The sequence below is a fragment of the Cellulophaga sp. L1A9 genome, from assembly GCF_009797025.1.
Lineage (GTDB): Bacteria > Bacteroidota > Bacteroidia > Flavobacteriales > Flavobacteriaceae > Cellulophaga.
Genome location: NZ_CP047027.1, coordinates 457674 through 474592 on the forward strand (window position 1 = coordinate 457674; position 16919 = coordinate 474592).

General features: G+C 33.6%; 14 protein-coding genes and 1 pseudogene. 6 read left to right on the top strand and 9 right to left on the bottom strand.

Features of this window, described 5'->3' with window-relative positions:
• Window positions 1-41: 41 nt before the first annotated feature.
• A complete protein-coding gene (gene nusB / locus GQR94_RS01825; protein ID WP_158973743.1) occupies window positions 42-989 on the bottom strand; it encodes a transcription antitermination factor NusB in 948 nt (315 codons plus the stop codon).
• A 174-nt stretch (window positions 990-1163) separates the two neighbouring features.
• Between nusB and GQR94_RS01830 the strand changes: the two genes are divergently transcribed.
• The 3 genes from GQR94_RS01830 (at window position 1164) to GQR94_RS01840 (ending at window position 5978) form a co-directional block, all read left to right on the top strand.
• Window positions 1164-2918: an ABC transporter ATP-binding protein gene (locus GQR94_RS01830; protein WP_158973745.1), complete on the top strand. Its 1755-nt coding sequence runs from the start codon at window positions 1164-1166 to the stop codon at window positions 2916-2918.
• A 74-nt stretch (window positions 2919-2992) separates the two neighbouring features.
• Window positions 2993-3373, top strand: coding sequence for a PUR family DNA/RNA-binding protein (locus GQR94_RS01835; protein WP_158973747.1), 381 nt, complete (start codon window positions 2993-2995; stop codon window positions 3371-3373).
• 85 nt (window positions 3374-3458) lie between these two features.
• On the top strand, window positions 3459-5978 hold the full coding sequence (locus GQR94_RS01840; protein ID WP_158973748.1) for a M14 family metallopeptidase: 2520 nt from the start codon (window positions 3459-3461) through the stop codon (window positions 5976-5978).
• Between the two features lie 40 nt (window positions 5979-6018).
• Here GQR94_RS01840 and GQR94_RS01845 read toward each other — a convergent pair whose 3' ends face one another.
• From GQR94_RS01845 to GQR94_RS01860, 4 genes are all read right to left on the bottom strand, one after another.
• The gene (locus GQR94_RS01845; RefSeq protein ID WP_158973750.1) at window positions 6019-7065 is read right to left on the bottom strand and encodes a lysophospholipid acyltransferase family protein; all 1047 of its coding nucleotides are present in this window, start codon (window positions 7063-7065) and stop codon (window positions 6019-6021) included.
• On the bottom strand, window positions 7062-7985 hold the full coding sequence (locus tag GQR94_RS01850) for a bile acid:sodium symporter family protein (protein WP_158973752.1): 924 nt from the start codon (window positions 7983-7985) through the stop codon (window positions 7062-7064). The genes GQR94_RS01845 and GQR94_RS01850 overlap by 4 nt, the downstream gene beginning before the upstream one ends.
• A 4-nt stretch (window positions 7986-7989) precedes the next feature.
• Window positions 7990-8325: a tRNA-binding protein gene (locus GQR94_RS01855; RefSeq protein ID WP_158973754.1), complete on the bottom strand. Its 336-nt coding sequence runs from the start codon at window positions 8323-8325 to the stop codon at window positions 7990-7992.
• A 109-nt stretch (window positions 8326-8434) separates the two neighbouring features.
• Window positions 8435-8977, bottom strand: coding sequence for a YfiT family bacillithiol transferase (locus tag GQR94_RS01860; RefSeq protein ID WP_158973755.1), 543 nt, complete (start codon window positions 8975-8977; stop codon window positions 8435-8437).
• A 109-nt stretch (window positions 8978-9086) separates the two neighbouring features.
• Between GQR94_RS01860 and GQR94_RS01865 the strand changes: the two genes are divergently transcribed.
• Entirely contained in the window at window positions 9087-9725 is a 639-nt protein-coding gene (locus GQR94_RS01865; RefSeq protein ID WP_158973757.1) for a peroxiredoxin, read from the top strand.
• 118 nt (window positions 9726-9843) lie between these two features.
• Window positions 9844-10035, top strand: coding sequence for a cold-shock protein (locus tag GQR94_RS01870; RefSeq protein WP_013549199.1), 192 nt, complete (start codon window positions 9844-9846; stop codon window positions 10033-10035).
• 526 nt (window positions 10036-10561) lie between these two features.
• On the opposite strand, the gene GQR94_RS01875 is transcribed toward GQR94_RS01870, so the two are convergent.
• The 4 genes and pseudogenes from GQR94_RS01875 to GQR94_RS01890 all read right to left on the bottom strand — a co-directional run bounded on the left by GQR94_RS01875 (window position 10562) and on the right by GQR94_RS01890 (window position 16046).
• Window positions 10562-11494 (bottom strand): peptidylprolyl isomerase, encoded by a 933-nt coding sequence (locus GQR94_RS01875; protein WP_158973759.1) that lies wholly within the window; start codon window positions 11492-11494, stop codon window positions 10562-10564.
• Window positions 11495-11634: 140 nt separating this feature from the next.
• A pseudogene (locus tag GQR94_RS01880) lies at window positions 11635-13678 on the bottom strand (M13 family metallopeptidase).
• A gap of 101 nt (window positions 13679-13779) precedes the next feature.
• Window positions 13780-15165: a M20/M25/M40 family metallo-hydrolase gene (locus GQR94_RS01885; protein ID WP_158973760.1), complete on the bottom strand. Its 1386-nt coding sequence runs from the start codon at window positions 15163-15165 to the stop codon at window positions 13780-13782.
• A gap of 2 nt (window positions 15166-15167) precedes the next feature.
• The gene (locus GQR94_RS01890) at window positions 15168-16046 is read right to left on the bottom strand and encodes a PPK2 family polyphosphate kinase (RefSeq protein ID WP_158973762.1); all 879 of its coding nucleotides are present in this window, start codon (window positions 16044-16046) and stop codon (window positions 15168-15170) included.
• Window positions 16047-16231: 185 nt separating this feature from the next.
• Between GQR94_RS01890 and GQR94_RS01895 the strand changes: the two genes are divergently transcribed.
• On the top strand, window positions 16232-16918 hold the full coding sequence (locus GQR94_RS01895; protein WP_158973764.1) for a hypothetical protein: 687 nt from the start codon (window positions 16232-16234) through the stop codon (window positions 16916-16918).
• Window position 16919: the final 1 nt, after the last annotated feature.

The window sequence follows — 16919 nt, forward strand, 5'->3', positions numbered from 1 at the left end:
ACCGTCTAAATATTTATAATTTTAATCAAAAATAAACAATATTATAATAAACCTCTGCCTATTTTGTTTAGTTTTCCATCTTGTTGATACTCCTTAATTAGTTTATCTAAAATACCATTAATAAAAGTACTACTCTTTGGCGTACTATATTCTTTAGCTAATTCTAAATATTCATTTATCGTAACTCGTTCTGGTATTGATGGGAAGTTTAACAATTCGGCAATGGCCATTTTCAATAGAATAGCATCTATATCTGCAATTCTATCTTTATCCCAATTAGGGGTTTTTCCTTCAATTTCCTTAACTAATTTCTCGTTTTGAAGTAATGTTTTGGATAAGAGCTTTTTTGAAAATTCTATATCTTCCTGATCCTTAATTAGAGGAGGTAAGAAATAAGATTCCACCGCACCTTCTTTAGTCTTCTTTAAAAGCTTTAGAATAAAGGTGTTCACCAAAGGAATATCATCTACCCAAGTAAGTTTATCGTCTTCAAAATATTCGTAGATTTTTTCATTAGGAGCAATGATATTCTTAAACAAATCTACAATTAGCTGTTTATCGTCTTCAAATGTAGCCGATTTTGTATGCATGTATTTTTGGTAAGAATCACTTGCTATAATCTCCTTATAAAGTAATTTTACGTATTCATCATTCAAATACCAATTCTGAAGTTTTCTAATCTCAAGTTCTTCATCAAGAACTTTATTATCAGAAATCATTTTTAGAAATTTGTTGTTCACAAACTTCCTCTTATCATCAAAAGTATTGGATGAATCTGACAAATAAGTATTCGCAGAAAGCTCAACTTGCTCTTTTGCAAAATGATGAATTTCTTTCATTAAACTCAACATCAATAAATACAAAGAATATGTATTTTCAATACTGAATTTTAAAAACTTCTGTTGTTTTTCTAAAGAATCGTCATTGGAACGTGTTAATGCATAAATACACTGCATTACTTTTACTCGCACATGCCTTCTTGTAAGCATTTTTAAAGAACTTAAATGGGTTAAACTTCGAGCGGCAAAAATAGGACTATATTTTTAATACTAGGTTATGGTTTGATTATATCTTATCAGTTTTATAACATTTCATTTTACTTTAATCCCATATCTTTGCTTCCTAGATTAGAAAAACCAACACTTTACAGCAACTAAAGCTTCATGAAGGAATTAAAATACATCAATAAATATTTAAAAAAGTATGGCATACAGCTACTTTTAGGGTTGTTTATCACAATAATAGCTAGAGTATTCTCTTTGGTAACCCCATCTTATGTAAAAAAATCTATTGAAGTCGTAGAAAAATACGGCAATAATGTCATTGACAAATCTGAAGCTAAAGAATTGTTATTGGAAAACATTCTCATCATTCTAGGTACAGCATTGCTCGCTGCTCTGTTTACTTTCTTAATGAGACAAACAATTATTAAAGTATCTCGTTATATTGAATACGATTTAAAGAATGAAGTTTTTGATCACTATCAATTACTAAATCTTAATTTTTACAAAAAAAATAGAACGGGTGATTTAATGAACCGGATCAGTGAAGATGTAGGTGAAGTTAGAAATTACGCAGGTCCTGCACTTATGTACGGCATCAATACCATTACACTATTTGCCTGTATCATACCCTTAATGTTTATGACGGCTCCAAAATTAGCCGTGTACACCTTAATCCCACTTCCTATTTTATCCGTGTTAATTTATAACATTAGTAAAGTTATCCATAAACGCAGCACTATCGTACAACAATACCTTTCAAAACTTTCTACTTTCACGCAAGAATCTTTTTCAGGAATTTCTGTAATTAAGGCCTATGGATTAGAAGGTAAAATTAATACAGAACTTACAGAACTCGCTATAGAAGGTAAAAATAAGAGTATGAATTTGGCCAAAGTAAACGCTTGGTTCTTTCCTTTAATGGTTCTCTTAATAGGTATAAGTACCATTTTTGTTATTTATATTGGTGGTACACAGTATATAAACGGGGAAATAGAATCTGTAGGTGTGATTGCCGAATTTGTTATTTACGTAAACATGCTTACTTGGCCTGTGGCTGTAATTGGATGGCTAACTTCTATTGTTCAGCGTGCTGAAGCATCACAAAAGCGTATCAATGAGTTTCTTCATATTACTCCTACTATTATAAACGAAGTTTCAGAACCAACGCCTTTACATGGTAAAATTGAATTCAAAAATGTAACATTCACCTACGAAGACACGAATATAACGGCGCTTAATAATATTTCATTCACCATCGCGTCTGGACAAACGGTAGCTATTATTGGAAAAACCGGGTCTGGAAAATCTACAATATTAGACTTAGTGGCTCGACTTTATGATGTTAGCTCTGGAGAAATACTTCTAGATGATATTCCTATAAAAAAGCTAAATTTAAATTCCATTCGTCAAGACATTGGAGCGGTACCGCAAGATGCTTTTCTTTTTTCTGATTCTATAAAGAATAATATCAAATTTGGAAAAGAAAACGCTACTGACGAAGAAATCATAAATGTGGCTAAAAAAGCGGTAGTTCATAAAAACATTATGGATTTCACTAAAAAGTATGATACTATTTTAGGAGAAAGAGGAATCACCTTAAGTGGAGGTCAAAAACAGCGTGTATCTATTGCCCGAGCGTTATTAAAAAACCCTCAAATTTACTTATTTGATGACTGCTTGTCTGCTGTAGATACCGAGACAGAAGAAAAAATACTTAAAAATTTAAAGAATGCTGCTAAGAGTAAGACCACTTTAATAGTAAGCCATAGAGTATCCTCAGCAAAAAATGCTGACAAAATTATCATTTTAAAAGAAGGAAAAATATTACAAGAAGGAACGCATGAGTCTCTTATTGAGGTAGATGGATACTATAAAGAACTTTACCACACACAATTGATTGATAAAGAAAGCTGAAAAAAGTTGTTAGATTAGCATTTTTTTTTCATTTTTGAAGGTACACTAATAATTAACTATAGATTTTTTTAGCAATGGGGGAAAAAGAATTGATGGATCAGGAGGAAATATTCTCCAAGGTTTTAAGAGCAGGAAGAAGGACTTATTTTTTTGACGTAAGAAGCACAAAAGCAGGTGATTATTACCTTACTGTTACTGAGAGTAAAAAATTTACTCATGACGATGGATCATTCCACTACAAAAAGCATAAAATTTATCTTTACAAAGAAGATTTTTCAGCTTTTAAGAACAATCTAGATGAAATGATGAGTTATATTATTGAAGAGAAAGGCTCTGAAGTAATTTCTGAGCGTCATCAAAAAGATTTCAAGAGAGAGGAAGATGTTTTGGTTGAAAATAATGTAACAGACACAGCTAAAGATAGCTTTACTGACATTAGCTTTGATGATATCTAAAAATTTAATTGTAAAAAATTAATGGACAACGGCTCTTTTTAAGAGCCGTTTTTCTATTTTTATAGGGACTAATTTAAACTACTCTATGAAAAAATTCATCTTCCTTACCCTTATCCTTTTATCCGTTACGTTAAAATCTCAAGAAAAAGTTACCCTCGACTATTACCTACCTGCCAACATCACCTATAATGAAAACATACCTACTCCCCAATCTATTATTGGTCATGAAGTAGGAGAATGGCATATCACACATGACAAGCTGGTGTATTATATGCAAGCCTTAGCGGCTTCTAGTGATCGCATAACTATTGAAAATCGCGGAGAAACATTTGAAGGCAGACCTATACTCCTACTCACCATTACTTCTCCTAAAAACCACCTGAATATAACACAAATTCAGAAAGACCATTTAGCGCTTACAAACAACAGCGGTTCAAATCAAACTATAACTGAGCTTCCTGTTGTAGTATACCAAGGTTTTTCTATTCATGGTAATGAACCCAGCGGTTCTAATGCAGCACTGGCCTATGCGTATTATTTGGCTGCTGCTGAAGGTGAAGAAATTGAAAAGTTATTAGACCACACCGTTGTACTATTGGATCCATCTTTTAATCCAGATGGCCTGCAACGTTTTGCTTATTGGGCCAATACCAATAAGAGCGCTAATTTAAATCCAGACAGTAATGATCGTGAATATCATGAAATTTGGCCTGGAGGAAGAACGAACCATTATTGGTTTGACATGAATCGTGACTGGCTGCCTGTACAATTGCCTGAAAGCAGAGCAAGAATAGCAAGCTTTCATAAATGGATGCCCAATATTTTAACAGACCATCATGAAATGGGCACGAACTCTACATTCTTTTTTCAACCAGGAGAACCTAATAGAGTGCATCCATTAACGCCAAAAATTAATCAAGAATTGACGACTGAAATTGCTACTTTTCATAGCAAAGCCTTAGACAATATTGGTTCTCTATACTATTCTGAAGAAGATTATGACGATTATTATTATGGTAAAGGCTCTACTTTTCCTGATGTTAATGGAGGTATAGGAATTTTATTTGAACAAGCTAGTTCTCGTGGCCATATTCAAGAAAGTGATAATGGTATTCTAACCTTCCCTTTCACTATTCGCAACCAGTTTACAACGGCACTTTCTACGGTTGAAGCTGCACAGAACATGCGTGTTAAATTATTACAATACCAGCAGCAATTTTTTAAAGATGCCTTGGCTGAAAGCGCAAAAAACAAAACAAAAACTATTGTTTTCGGAGATAGTAAAGATGCTGCTAAATCTTGGCATTTGGCAGAAATTTTACAGCGTCAAAAAATTAAATTCCATCAATTGAATACTGATGCCGTTATTGGCGGAAAATCATTTAAAAAAGAAAATAGCTACGTTGTTCCCATAAATCAAAGAAATAGCCGCTTAATACAAGCTATGTTCGAAAAGCGAACTACATTTACAGATAGTCTTTTTTACGACATTTCTGCATGGACATTCCCACTTGCATTCAATTTAGATTATTCAGAAGTAAATTCCTCTAATTATTTAGGCGAAGAAATAACAGCATTACCCCCTTTAAAAGGTAGTATCGGCAATCAGTCTAATTATGCCTATGTTTTTGAATGGAATGAATACTACACGCCTAAAGCTTTAAATAAAATTTTAAATAAAGGGATTCGTGCTAAAGTAGGAGAAAACCCATTTACCGTAGAAGGCAAGAATTATGACTATGGCACTATTTTAATTCCGGTACAAAATCAGAAATTAAATCCTAAAGAATTACATGTTTTTTTAGCTGAAGTAGCTCAAGAGAGCGCTATAAACATTGTTTCTGTAGGAACTGGTCATACCACTGGTATTGACTTAGGAAGTGGCGCATTTCAAGCCCTAGAAAAACAAGAAGTTGCTATTATTGTTGGTAACGGAATTACTTCCTATGACGCCGGAGAGATTTGGCATTTATTTGATCAGCGCTACGATATTAAACTTACCAAGCTAGACACTGATTATTTTAGTAGAGCAGACTTAAGTCGTTATACGGCTATAATAATGCCTAATTCATACAGAGGTCTAGATAAATCTTCCACTGAAAAATTAAAAACTTGGGTCAGAAACGGCGGAACAGTAATTGGCTATAGAGGCACTACAGAATGGTTGGCTAAAAATGAGTTTATCGACTTAAAATTTAAGAAAGACACCTTAGTCGCTAAAGATATTACCTATGAGCAAAAGCAGCGATTTTCTGGCGCTCAAGTAACTGGAGGTGCAATTTTCGAAACTAAGATAGACCGGTCTCACCCAATAACTTTTGGATATAAAAATGATAAATTGCCGATTTTTAGAAATACCAATATCTACATTAAGCCTAATAAAAGCAGTTACAATAACCCTATTCAATACACCAACGCTCCTTTATTAAGTGGTTACATTTCTGAGGAGAAGTTAAAACTACTTAAAAATAGTGTGCCATTTCAAGCACAGCGTTTAGGTCGTGGAAAGGTAATTGTATTTACAGATAACACCAATTTTAGAGCCTTCTGGTACGGAACCAATAAGCTACTAATGAACGCTATTTTCTTTAGCGAAATGTTATAAATTATAAGAAAGCATTCCCTAAGGTAAAGGGGAATGCTTTTTAAATTGTTTTCGTATAAATTAGATTATAAATAAACGCTCCTAAAGCCACCAAAAGCGCAGCAGTAATCTCCTGAGTAAAAAGGTAAACTCCAAAAATTATTAATCCATAATATATAGGAAAAATAATTACGGAATATGCAAATCTGAAGGTGCTCAAAAACTCTATTTCCTTTATTTTAGTTTTTAGAAAAAGATTCCACAAAATAAGAACAGGAAAATTAACGCCCATAAACACCCACTTCTTTAGCACATCAAAACTATTCGCTTCCGTAATTGTTTCTGGTAATTTTGAAATTGAAGATAGGTATGCTATTTTTTCATTTATCTCTTTAGGCTTGGTGTAATCTGCACCAAAGGCATCTAATTTCTGAATTGTAAACTTATATCTAACATCATCATCTATATGCGTAGTGAGCGTTGTTAAAGATTTAAATACTTGCCTTTTAATTTCTTGTATTGAAGCCGTCTTATCTTGTGGATTAAAAAATTGATTTACAGAAATGGGAACCCCATAATATACAGATGCACTATCCGGAAAGTCTTCTGCTGATTGATAGTTTAGCCCCACAGGCACTAATTGAATATCCATTTCAGGGTAAGCTTCTAAGGCATTTAAAATGATACGTATAAACCCTTTACTTAAGGGCCTAACACGGCGTTGTAAATTATGATTTGCTTCCGGAAAAATAACCAAAGCTTCATTCCTCGATAGTAAGTTGGCACAAAAATCGAACGTTTTTTGATTATTAGCTAAAGACGAAATTCCATCCCGCATCCTATAAATAGGGATCATTTTAAAAAAAGAAAAAATACTTTTTAACACGACATTTTTAAAAACATCAGCTCTAGTTAAAAAATAAGGACTACGTCTACACTGTGTACCAATTAAAATAGTATCTAAAAAAGCATTCTGATGGTTTGGAAGAAAAATAACAGGCTTATTCTTTGGAATATTACCCAAGCCTTGATGCGTGATCTTTTTAAAATAAAACCATAAAAGAATTCTTATAAAGAATCGAACAAATGCGTAACCTATTTTTTTCAAGCTATTTCCTTTTTACTTGTTATTTTTTTTGAGCTCCAGTAACTAGCAAGGAGTAATCCTGATATTAAATGCCAAATTCCCCAGAAAGCTGCTAGTAAAGCCATACCCCCTAAGCCATCAAAAAAAGTAAATATTAACAACAATGCTAAACCAGAATTCTGTATACCCGTTTCTATAGTAATCGTTCTTGTATTTTCTTTAGATAATTTAAAAATTTTAGCTACTGAAAATCCGGTGATGAATGCCAATACATTATGAAGTATCACAAGCCAAAAAACATAAAAAATATAGTCCAAAAATATGGTTTGGTTTTTATACAGTGCCAAGAAGATTAAAATTATAAAAAACAAAAGTGATACTATTTTTAAGACTTTAGCTATTCTTTTTGCTATTTTAGGCTTAAAATAGGTTAAAAGCATTCCTAAGATTAATGGCACTCCTAATAATAAAAAAACCAATTTCATCATAGCTAGTGGAGCTATAGCGACATCTTTTAAAAGTACTTCGGTAGGAGCATACAATGAACCCCAAATTTCGAGATTTAAAGGGGTCATAAAAACAGCTAGCAATGTGGCTATTGCTGTCAAACAAACCGATAAAGCCGAATTACCTCTGGCTACATGTGTAATAAAATTAGAAATATTACCTCCAGGGCATGCTGCTACCATAAACATTCCTAAGGCTATACTTGGGTAAGGTTTTAAGAGTACTACTAAGATAAATGTAACTAGCGGCAAGAGAATAAATTGACTTAAGACGCCCACAAGAACTGCTTTTGGCTTTTTAAATATGTCTTTAAAATCTGCTATTGATATCTCAAGAGAAATACCAAACATCACCAAGGCTAGGGCAACATTTAAAATCCAAAGCGCATGTTCGTCAAAATTTACATGAACGTTATCTACTATATTTTTTGTCAAACGCTTATGATATCTTAAGTCCGTTTTCTACTTTCAATCCTGGGTGCAGTAAGGTAACATCTTTATTATCAACAGCACCAAGAACAAGACATTCACTCATAAAATTAGCAATTTGTTTCTTAGGGAAATTAACAACTGCTACGATTTGTCTCCCTAAAAGTTCTTCTTTCTGATATACCGTAGTAATTTGGGCAGATGTTTTTTTGACACCTATTTCAGTACCAAAATCAATTTCTAATTTATACGCTGGGTTTCTAACTTCCGGAAAGTCATTTACCGAAATGATTGTACCTACTCGCATATCAATCTTAGAAAAATCGGACCAACTAATAGTTTCCATATTGGCTCATAAATTTATTAGGTTAGCCTACCAAATTAACATTATCTACTAGACAAAACAATAAATTATTGAAAAAGAAATTGGCAGCAGTTTCCTTTCCTATAGGATACTACCAATTCATTCGGGTCAGTAAACCATTAATATGTGCCAAGTGATGATTGCCATGCCAAGCGTACTTACCAATATTTTCGGCAACAGAAACGCGAGTCTCACCCTCTGGATGCAAATACACTTTCTTAAGATCAGATGCAGATAACCCTTTAAGCATATAAACTAGTTTAGCATGTAAGGCCACCAGATAATTAACAGACAACACTATAGGCGCCGTTCGCGCATCAAAAAGGGCACTCCACTCTTTTTCCTCGTAGACCTTTATTAAGGGCTCGTCTTCCGTTAAAGCCCATTTAAAACGGATATAACTATTATGATGGCTATCCGCAATATGATGTATTAATTGTCTTAAAGTCCAACCTCCAGGTCTGTAAGGCGTCTCTAGTTCTTCTGAAGAAAGATTATTCACCAAAGATTTAACCCGTTCTGGCAAAAGCTCTAAATCTAAAATCCATAAATTTAACTGCTCTTCTGTAATTATATCTGGGCACACAAATTTCCCAATAGGGTACCTAAGCAGTTCTAATTGTTGTTCTGTCATCCCTTAAAAGTAATAATTTTAATAGATTTTTAACCTGATTTTCTGTTTTTTAAACCTTTAATCCACTAATTTTATAGGATAATAATTTACAAACTAAATAAAACAGAATATGGCAACAATACGATTAGGAGATGTAGCTCCAGATTTTACAGTAGATAGCTCAATGGGGATGATTAATCTTTATGATTATTTAGGTGATTCTTGGGGTATACTTTTTTCACATCCTGCAGATTTTACTCCTGTGTGTACTACAGAATTGGGTACGGCTGCAAAATTTAAAGATGAATTTGACAAGCGGAATGTAAAAATGCTCGCTTTAAGTGTGGATAGTGCCGCTTCACATGCAGAATGGATAAAAGACATTAATGAAGTAGAAAATACGGAAGTAAACTTTCCGATTTTAGCAGATGTAGATCATAAAGTATCCGATTTATATGATATGATTCATCCAAACGCAAATGATACGCTAACCGTACGTTCTGTTTTTATTATTTCACCAGATAAGACGATTAAACTTATTCTAACGTACCCTGCATCAACAGGGCGTAATTTTTATGAATTAGTGCGCGTAATAGATTCTTTACAATTAACAGCATACCATAAAGTAGCTACACCTGCGAATTGGAAAAATGGCGATGATGTTGTGGTTAGTCCTGCTATCAAAACAGAGGATGCAAAAAAAATATTCACTAAGGGCGTAGAAGAAATTAAGCCTTATTTGAGAATGACTCCGCAGCCTAACCTCTAAGAAATAAAAAATTAGTGTAAAAAAATGGTTATTAAAAAAATATAAGTGTCGAAAAATCACTCTGTTAATTTTTTATGTATTACATTTGTAGCATAATTAATTTTTTTAATATTTTATAATGAATAAAGGAACAGTAAAATTTTTCAATGATTCTAAAGGTTTTGGATTTATCACTGAAGAAGGCTCAAGCGAAGACCATTTTGTACACATCTCTGGTTTAGTAGATGAAATTCGCGAAGGTGATGTTGTAGAATTTGAATTACAACAAGGAAAAAAAGGATTGAACGCAGTAAACGTAAGAGTACTATAATACATACGTAAATTTTTTTTTAGTAGAAGCCCGACCTTATGGTTGGGCTTTTTTATTGCCCTAAAGTCAAGAAATACATGCCATATTAGCTCCAAATAAAAATAACTTCCATTTTATTGAAATTATTTGCTAATTAGACGCAACTATTTCACTGGTCAAGTATCTAGCAGTTATAAAAGAGTTCTCCCAAAACGTTTTTAGTTAAAATAAACCTGACCATATGAATACATTTTTTGGAATTTTATCGCTTTTAATACTTGTAAATATTGTTTTGCTTCTCCTTAGTGTAAACAATTCTAAGACTAAACATAAAATAATAGTAGGGTTTAAGCGTTTGAAGGTGTTACACAGACATACGAACATACTTAAACAATAAACTATGGGCACATTCTTTAGTATCTTAATGATTTTAGTAGTGATTAACACACTGTTACTTATAATTAGTGTAAATAGAAAATCTAACAAAATATAAAAAGGGCTCCAATTTGGAGCCCTTTTACTTTTTATTATTAAAGTATTTAAATACTTAACTAACTTTCATTAATTCTACATCAAATATCAATGTAGCATCTGGTGGAATAACTCCTCCAGCTCCTGCACTACCGTATCCTAAATCTGAAGGAATAACGAATCTCGCTTTATCACCTACTTGTAATAAACAAATACCTTCATCCCATCCTGCGATTACTTGACCAACTCCAACTTGAAAATCTATTGGCTCTTTTCTTTTATAAGAAGAATCAAAAACAGTTCCGTCAATTAAAGAACCTTCATAATGAACAGAAACTTGCATTCCTGCTTCCGCTTTTTTACCATTCCCCTTTTGAATGATCTTATAACGTAAACCACTTTTTGTTTCTTCAAAACCAGCAGAAACCTCATCTAATTCAGAAGATTTTTTTGCTCTTTCTTCTTCTATTCTTTTTGCTCTAGATCCTTCAAATGTTCTAAAAGCTTCAACTGCATTAAATGCTTCTGCTTCTGCCCCTACTCTAACAATCTCTAAAGAATCAATTTTATCGCCTTGTTTTATAGCATCAACAATATCTTGACCCTCTACAACATTACCAAAAACAGTATGCTTGTTATCTAACCATGGTGTAGCAATGTGAGTAATAAAAAACTGACTCCCGTTTGTTCCAGGGCCTGCATTTGCCATAGATAAAACGCCTGGACCATCATGCTTTAAATCTACATGAAATTCATCATCAAATTTATATCCAGCATCACCTGTTCCTGTTCCTTGTGGACAACCACCTTGAACCATAAAATCAGGAATTACTCTATGAAATTTAAGTCCGTCATAATATGGTGTTCCTTGAGGCTTTACTTTATTCTCTAAATTACCTTCTGCTAAGGCAACAAAATTACCTACCGTTCCAGGTGTTTTATCGTGAGTCAATTTTACTAAAATCTCCCCTTTTGAAGTATTGAATTTTGCGTAGATTCCGTCTTTCATTTTACTTTTTTTTGTGAATAACAAAGGTAGTATTTTGTTTTGGGTTAAAAAACTCTTTACATTTTTTACCACAGCTATATTAATTAAAAAAGGAGCCTTGTAAGGCTCCTTTTTTAATTAACTATTTTCTTACCTATTTTCTACCAAATTACCACTCTATTTTCAGGTGCGAGATACATGGAATCTCCTGGTTTAATACTGAATGCTTCATAAAAAGCATCAATATTTTGAAGCGGTTGAGTAGCTCTATATTTTCCTGGTGAATGCGGATCTGTTTTAACCTGTGTACGCAAAGCATCTTCCCTTGACAAGGTACGCCATACAGTTGCCCAAGACATAAAGAAACGTTGCTCTGCTGTATATCCATCAATTGGATCTGGTTTACCGTGCTCTTTAAAATATTGCTGCAAACCATCATAAGCTCCAAGAACCCCTCCAAGATCCCCAATGTTTTCTCCTAAAGTAAATTTACCATTAATGAATACACTATCCAACACTTCTATTTTATCATATTGATCTGCTAATGCACCACTGCGCTCCGTAAATTTTGATAAATCTTCATCAGTCCACCAATTTGAAAGATTACCATTGGCGTCAAAACGAGCACCACTATCATCAAAAGCATGAGAAATTTCATGTCCGATCACCGCACCAATTCCTCCATAATTAACAGCATCATCTGCTAAGTAATCATAAAATGGAGGTTGCAAAATTGCTGCAGGAAAAACAATTTCATTATTTAAAGGATTAAAATAAGCATTTACTGTTTGTGGAGACATACCCCATTCTGTACGATCTACAGGTTCTCCTATCTTACTTAGGTTTTTGGCTTTTTCCCATTGTTGTATAGCCAACATATTATCAAAATACCCATTTTGTTCATTAACGGCCATTGTAGAATAGTCTTCCCACTTATCAGGATATCCAATTTTTACAGTGAATTTATCTAATTTTTCTATCGCTTTAATTTTTGTTGAATCACTCATCCAATCCAAGACTTTAATACGGGCTTGGAAAGCAGCAATAATATTGTGAATCATTGTTTCTGCTTTGGCTTTTGCTTCGGGTGGAAACATTTCATCAACATATAACTTCCCTAAAGCCTCTCCGACAGTATTATTAACTGTAGCTAACGCCCTTTCATCTGCAGGACGTTGTTTTTTATCACCACTCAGGTATTGGCTATAAAACTCCCAATCTGCAGTTTCTATATCTGTTGTTAATTTTCCTGCTGCACTATTAAAGGTATCCCAAATTACGAGTTCTTTTATATCGTCTAATGGTGTTTTCGTTAAAAAGGTATTTAAAAACTCAATATATTTAGGCTGAGTAACAATAAGTGTATCTACCTGTTTTTTAATCCCCATATCACCCATCAGTTTTTCAAGGTTTATAGCAGAAATAATATTTTGTGCTTCTTGAAGAGTTTTAGGGTTATTAAAATTACGCGCATCACGACTTGCCACTTTATCTAATCTTGGTTCCGCTAACTCCTTTTCCATTGCCAAAATCTTAATTGCTGATGCTTTAGATTCTTCAACATCTTCTCCCAATATTTGAAGCATTCTGGCAATATGCTCAACATATTTTTTTCGAATTTCTTTAGATTTTGAATCTTGATCTAAATAATAATCGCGATCGGGTAATCCTAAACCGTTCTCTCCTAAATAAACAGCATTCATTTTACTATTTGCTAAATTAGCAAATATGTTAATGCCCATAAATGGAGAATTAGCAGCAGGGTTTGTTGCTAATAAGGTCTGCAATACTTTTTACATTTCTTATAGCATCAATAGTCGGTTGTAAAGGCGCAATACTTAACTCATTTCTTGAAACCGTATCTAATTTAGAATCAAAAATAAACAGAGCTTTAGCTTGATCAGTTGTTGGCTCGTAGGTATTACTATCTTTAGCTTTCGCTATAAGCTTAAGCACATCAGCATCTGTAGATTTTCTCAAAACACTAAAACCACCCCAACTAGACCTATCATCAGGAATCTCTGTATTTTTTAACCAATTACCATTTACAAACTCATAGAAATTTGTTTTTGGACTTACCGTGGTGTCCATATTTGCTAAAATAATCCCTCTTGCCGGTTCTTTAGCTGCAACTTCAGTTTTTTCATTCTTACAGGAAGAAATTAAACAAATTCCAAAAAGTGCAATAATAATTTTATTGTTTATACGATGCGTTTTAAAAATTAGATGAAAGCTGATTCGAAATTGCACCCCAAGTCAGCCCTTAGGCAATATACTCCAAATATTTTATATGCTCTAGCCCTCAATTATTTAGTGGGTGCTATTCCATATTTGTCAAATAGATAAATTAAGCTTGTCATTGATGCTGCGCCTAATTCAAGCTCTCTTTTATTTACATGCTCAAAAGTATCATTGGCAGCATGGTGATGATCAAAATAGCGTTGAGAATCTGGACGTAATCCGGCTAAAACCATATCTCCATCTTTTAGTGGGCCAATATCTGCCCCACTATGTCCTTTAACAAACATATGTATCAAGTAGGGTTCAAACAGAGGTTTCCATGAGTTTACTTGCGCAAAATTCGCATCGGAACAATCAAAAGAAAAACCTCTTGGCGTAAACCCTCCTGAATCACTCTCTAATGCAAATACGTGTTGCTCTTTCTTTGTTTTAGCAACTTCAGCATATTTATTTCCACCACGTAATCCATTCTCCTCATTCATAAATAAAACAACCCGAATAGTTCTTTTAGGTTTGTAACCCGACTCTTTAAGCAAATGAAGCACTTCCATACTCTGCACACAACCAGCGCCATCATCATGAGAACCATCACCCAAATCCCAAGAATCTAAATGCCCACCAACAACCATAATTTCATCAGGGTACATTGTTCCTTTAATTTCGCCAATTACATTGTAAGACTGCACATCATCAAACTGCTCACAATTTTGTTTAAAATAAAAGGTGATATCAGGATTTAGTCGTAATGATATACTCAATAAATCTGCGGCATTAGTACTTATTGCAGCAGCAGGGATACGCTTGTCTACAGCGACATCGCCATAACTCATAGCGCCTGTATGTGGAAAATCGTCTAATCGAAGATTCATTGACCTAACGATTATACCCACAGCTCCGTATTTTGAAGCTTCTGCAGCACCAGCATAACGTTGATCTACACAACCTGAATACGACTCAAACGTACTAATATTTGCAGGATCCATTGGGCGATTGAAAAATACTATTCTACCCTCTAGACGTTGTTTACCTAAAATAGCTAAGTCATCTAAACTTTTTACCTCTACGACATTTGCTTTAAGTCCGCCTAGTGGTGTTGCTACAGAACCACCTAAAGCACAAATAGGTACATTGGTGGTTACCCCGGGGTCTGACTCAAAATAAGCGAATTCAGGCAAACCACGATTCCATTTTGGCACCATAACAGGTTGCAACCACACCTTATCTAATCCTAATTCCTCTAGCTGTGCTTTTGTATAATCTACTGCCTGTTGCGCTTGTACAGACCCAGATAGCCTACCTCCTACTTGATTAGATAAGTAGTTTAACCAATCATAAGCTTTGCTTTTAGTAAGCGCAGTAGTATAAATAGTTTTTAATTGTTCTTCATCTGTCTTCTGAGCAGACACCGCTGTAATGATAAATAAACTTAACAAATAGATCGCCTTCTTCATTCTTATTCCTTTTCCAATTGATTTTTATAATCCTCTAAATTAGCCTTAATTTTATCATCTAATTCTGGTTCTTTAATATCTTTGTATTTTTTTAACTCTTTTAGCAGGGTTTCAGCAACTATTAAGCGCGCAGCCTTTTTATTATCTGCAGGAATAACAAACCAAGGTGCATGTGTTTTAGACGTCTTATTTATAGCATCTTCGTAACATTTCTGATAAGAATCCCACAGTTTTCTTTCTTTCAAATCACCCGGTGAAAATTTCCAATTTTTTCTTTTTAATTCTAGTCTACGCAATAAACGTTGGCGTTGCTCTTCTTTAGATAAGTGCAAGAAAAATTTAAATATGATTGTACCGTTTGCGGCAATATGCTTTTCGAAATTATTGATTTGCTCAAAGCGTTTTTCCCAAAAATCTTCGTTTAAATCTTCTACTTTATGAATTCCTGGGATATGCTCTCCCATGACATATTCTGGGTGAACTCTGGTCACCAACACATTTTCATAATGCGTACGGTTAAATACACCTACCTTACCTTTTGCAGGAAGGGCAATATAATGACGCCACAAATAATCGTGTTTTAATTCTAGTTCAGTAGGCACCTTAAAACTATGAACCACGACACCTCGAGCATTAAAATCTTTAAAAACCTCACGAATAAGACTATCTTTTCCAGAAGTATCCATCCCCTGTAAGCACATTAATACACTGTACTTCCCATGGGCGTATAATATATCTTGAAAATCACCTAACTCTCTCCTAACTTTTTCCAGTGTCTTTTTGAGCTTGTTATCATCTGCATCAAAATTTTCAAAAGTTGCAGCTGTACTCAATGTAATGGATTCTTTTACGCGATAAGAATCAATATCAATTTTATTCATACTATGAATATAAAATATTTTTTTCAGACGAGCATGGAACCCCCTTTTAAAGCACTAGAAAAAACATTCTAACACAAATTATAGCCAAAAAAAATGGTTTATAACGAATAAATAAGCCTCTTTTCACAACTTAACCTTAAATTTGTATTCACATTCCCAAATGTTATTATTAAAAGTCTTAACCTATGAAAAGTAAATACAATTTACTTTATGCTATATTAATTGTAGTTAGTTTTTCTTTCACTACGAATAGAGATTGTGAATATGTTGGTTCTAATATAGAGTACATCACATCACAAACTAAAAAAGCACTGGTAGAAACCGATTTAAACAAAACCAAATACCAGATCTATAAAGCAATAAATGCTATAGAAAAAACAAGAACAAAACTTAATGATTGTGGCTGTAATTATGCTTCAAAAAATCTGTTTGACGGTTTAGATAATTTAATCCTAGCGACAAAGACATCTTCACTAAACGGTGCAAAAGTGCTCATCAATAGAGCCCTAAAAAACACGTCTTTAAGCTTAGAGTCTTTAAAAGAACATCATACACACCAAAGCAAATATCAACCAGATGTTTTAACACTCAATACAACAGATTCTGAAAAAAATAAATTTGTTTCGGAAGAAACACTGGAACGCGAATTGCGCCAAATAATAGACCACTCTCTAATTAAATTTGAAAAATCATTAGAGGATGTTATCACTACTGTAGATTGTGAAGAAGCAAAAAACTTTATTCTAGAAATTAGAAATAAATGTGACCAAGCACTTTTAAATGATAAATTATCTGAAGGTAAAAAATATTATAATCTAAGGACAAAAGTAATCGCTACTCATGCCCTTGATAAATTAAGTGGTTGCAACTAGG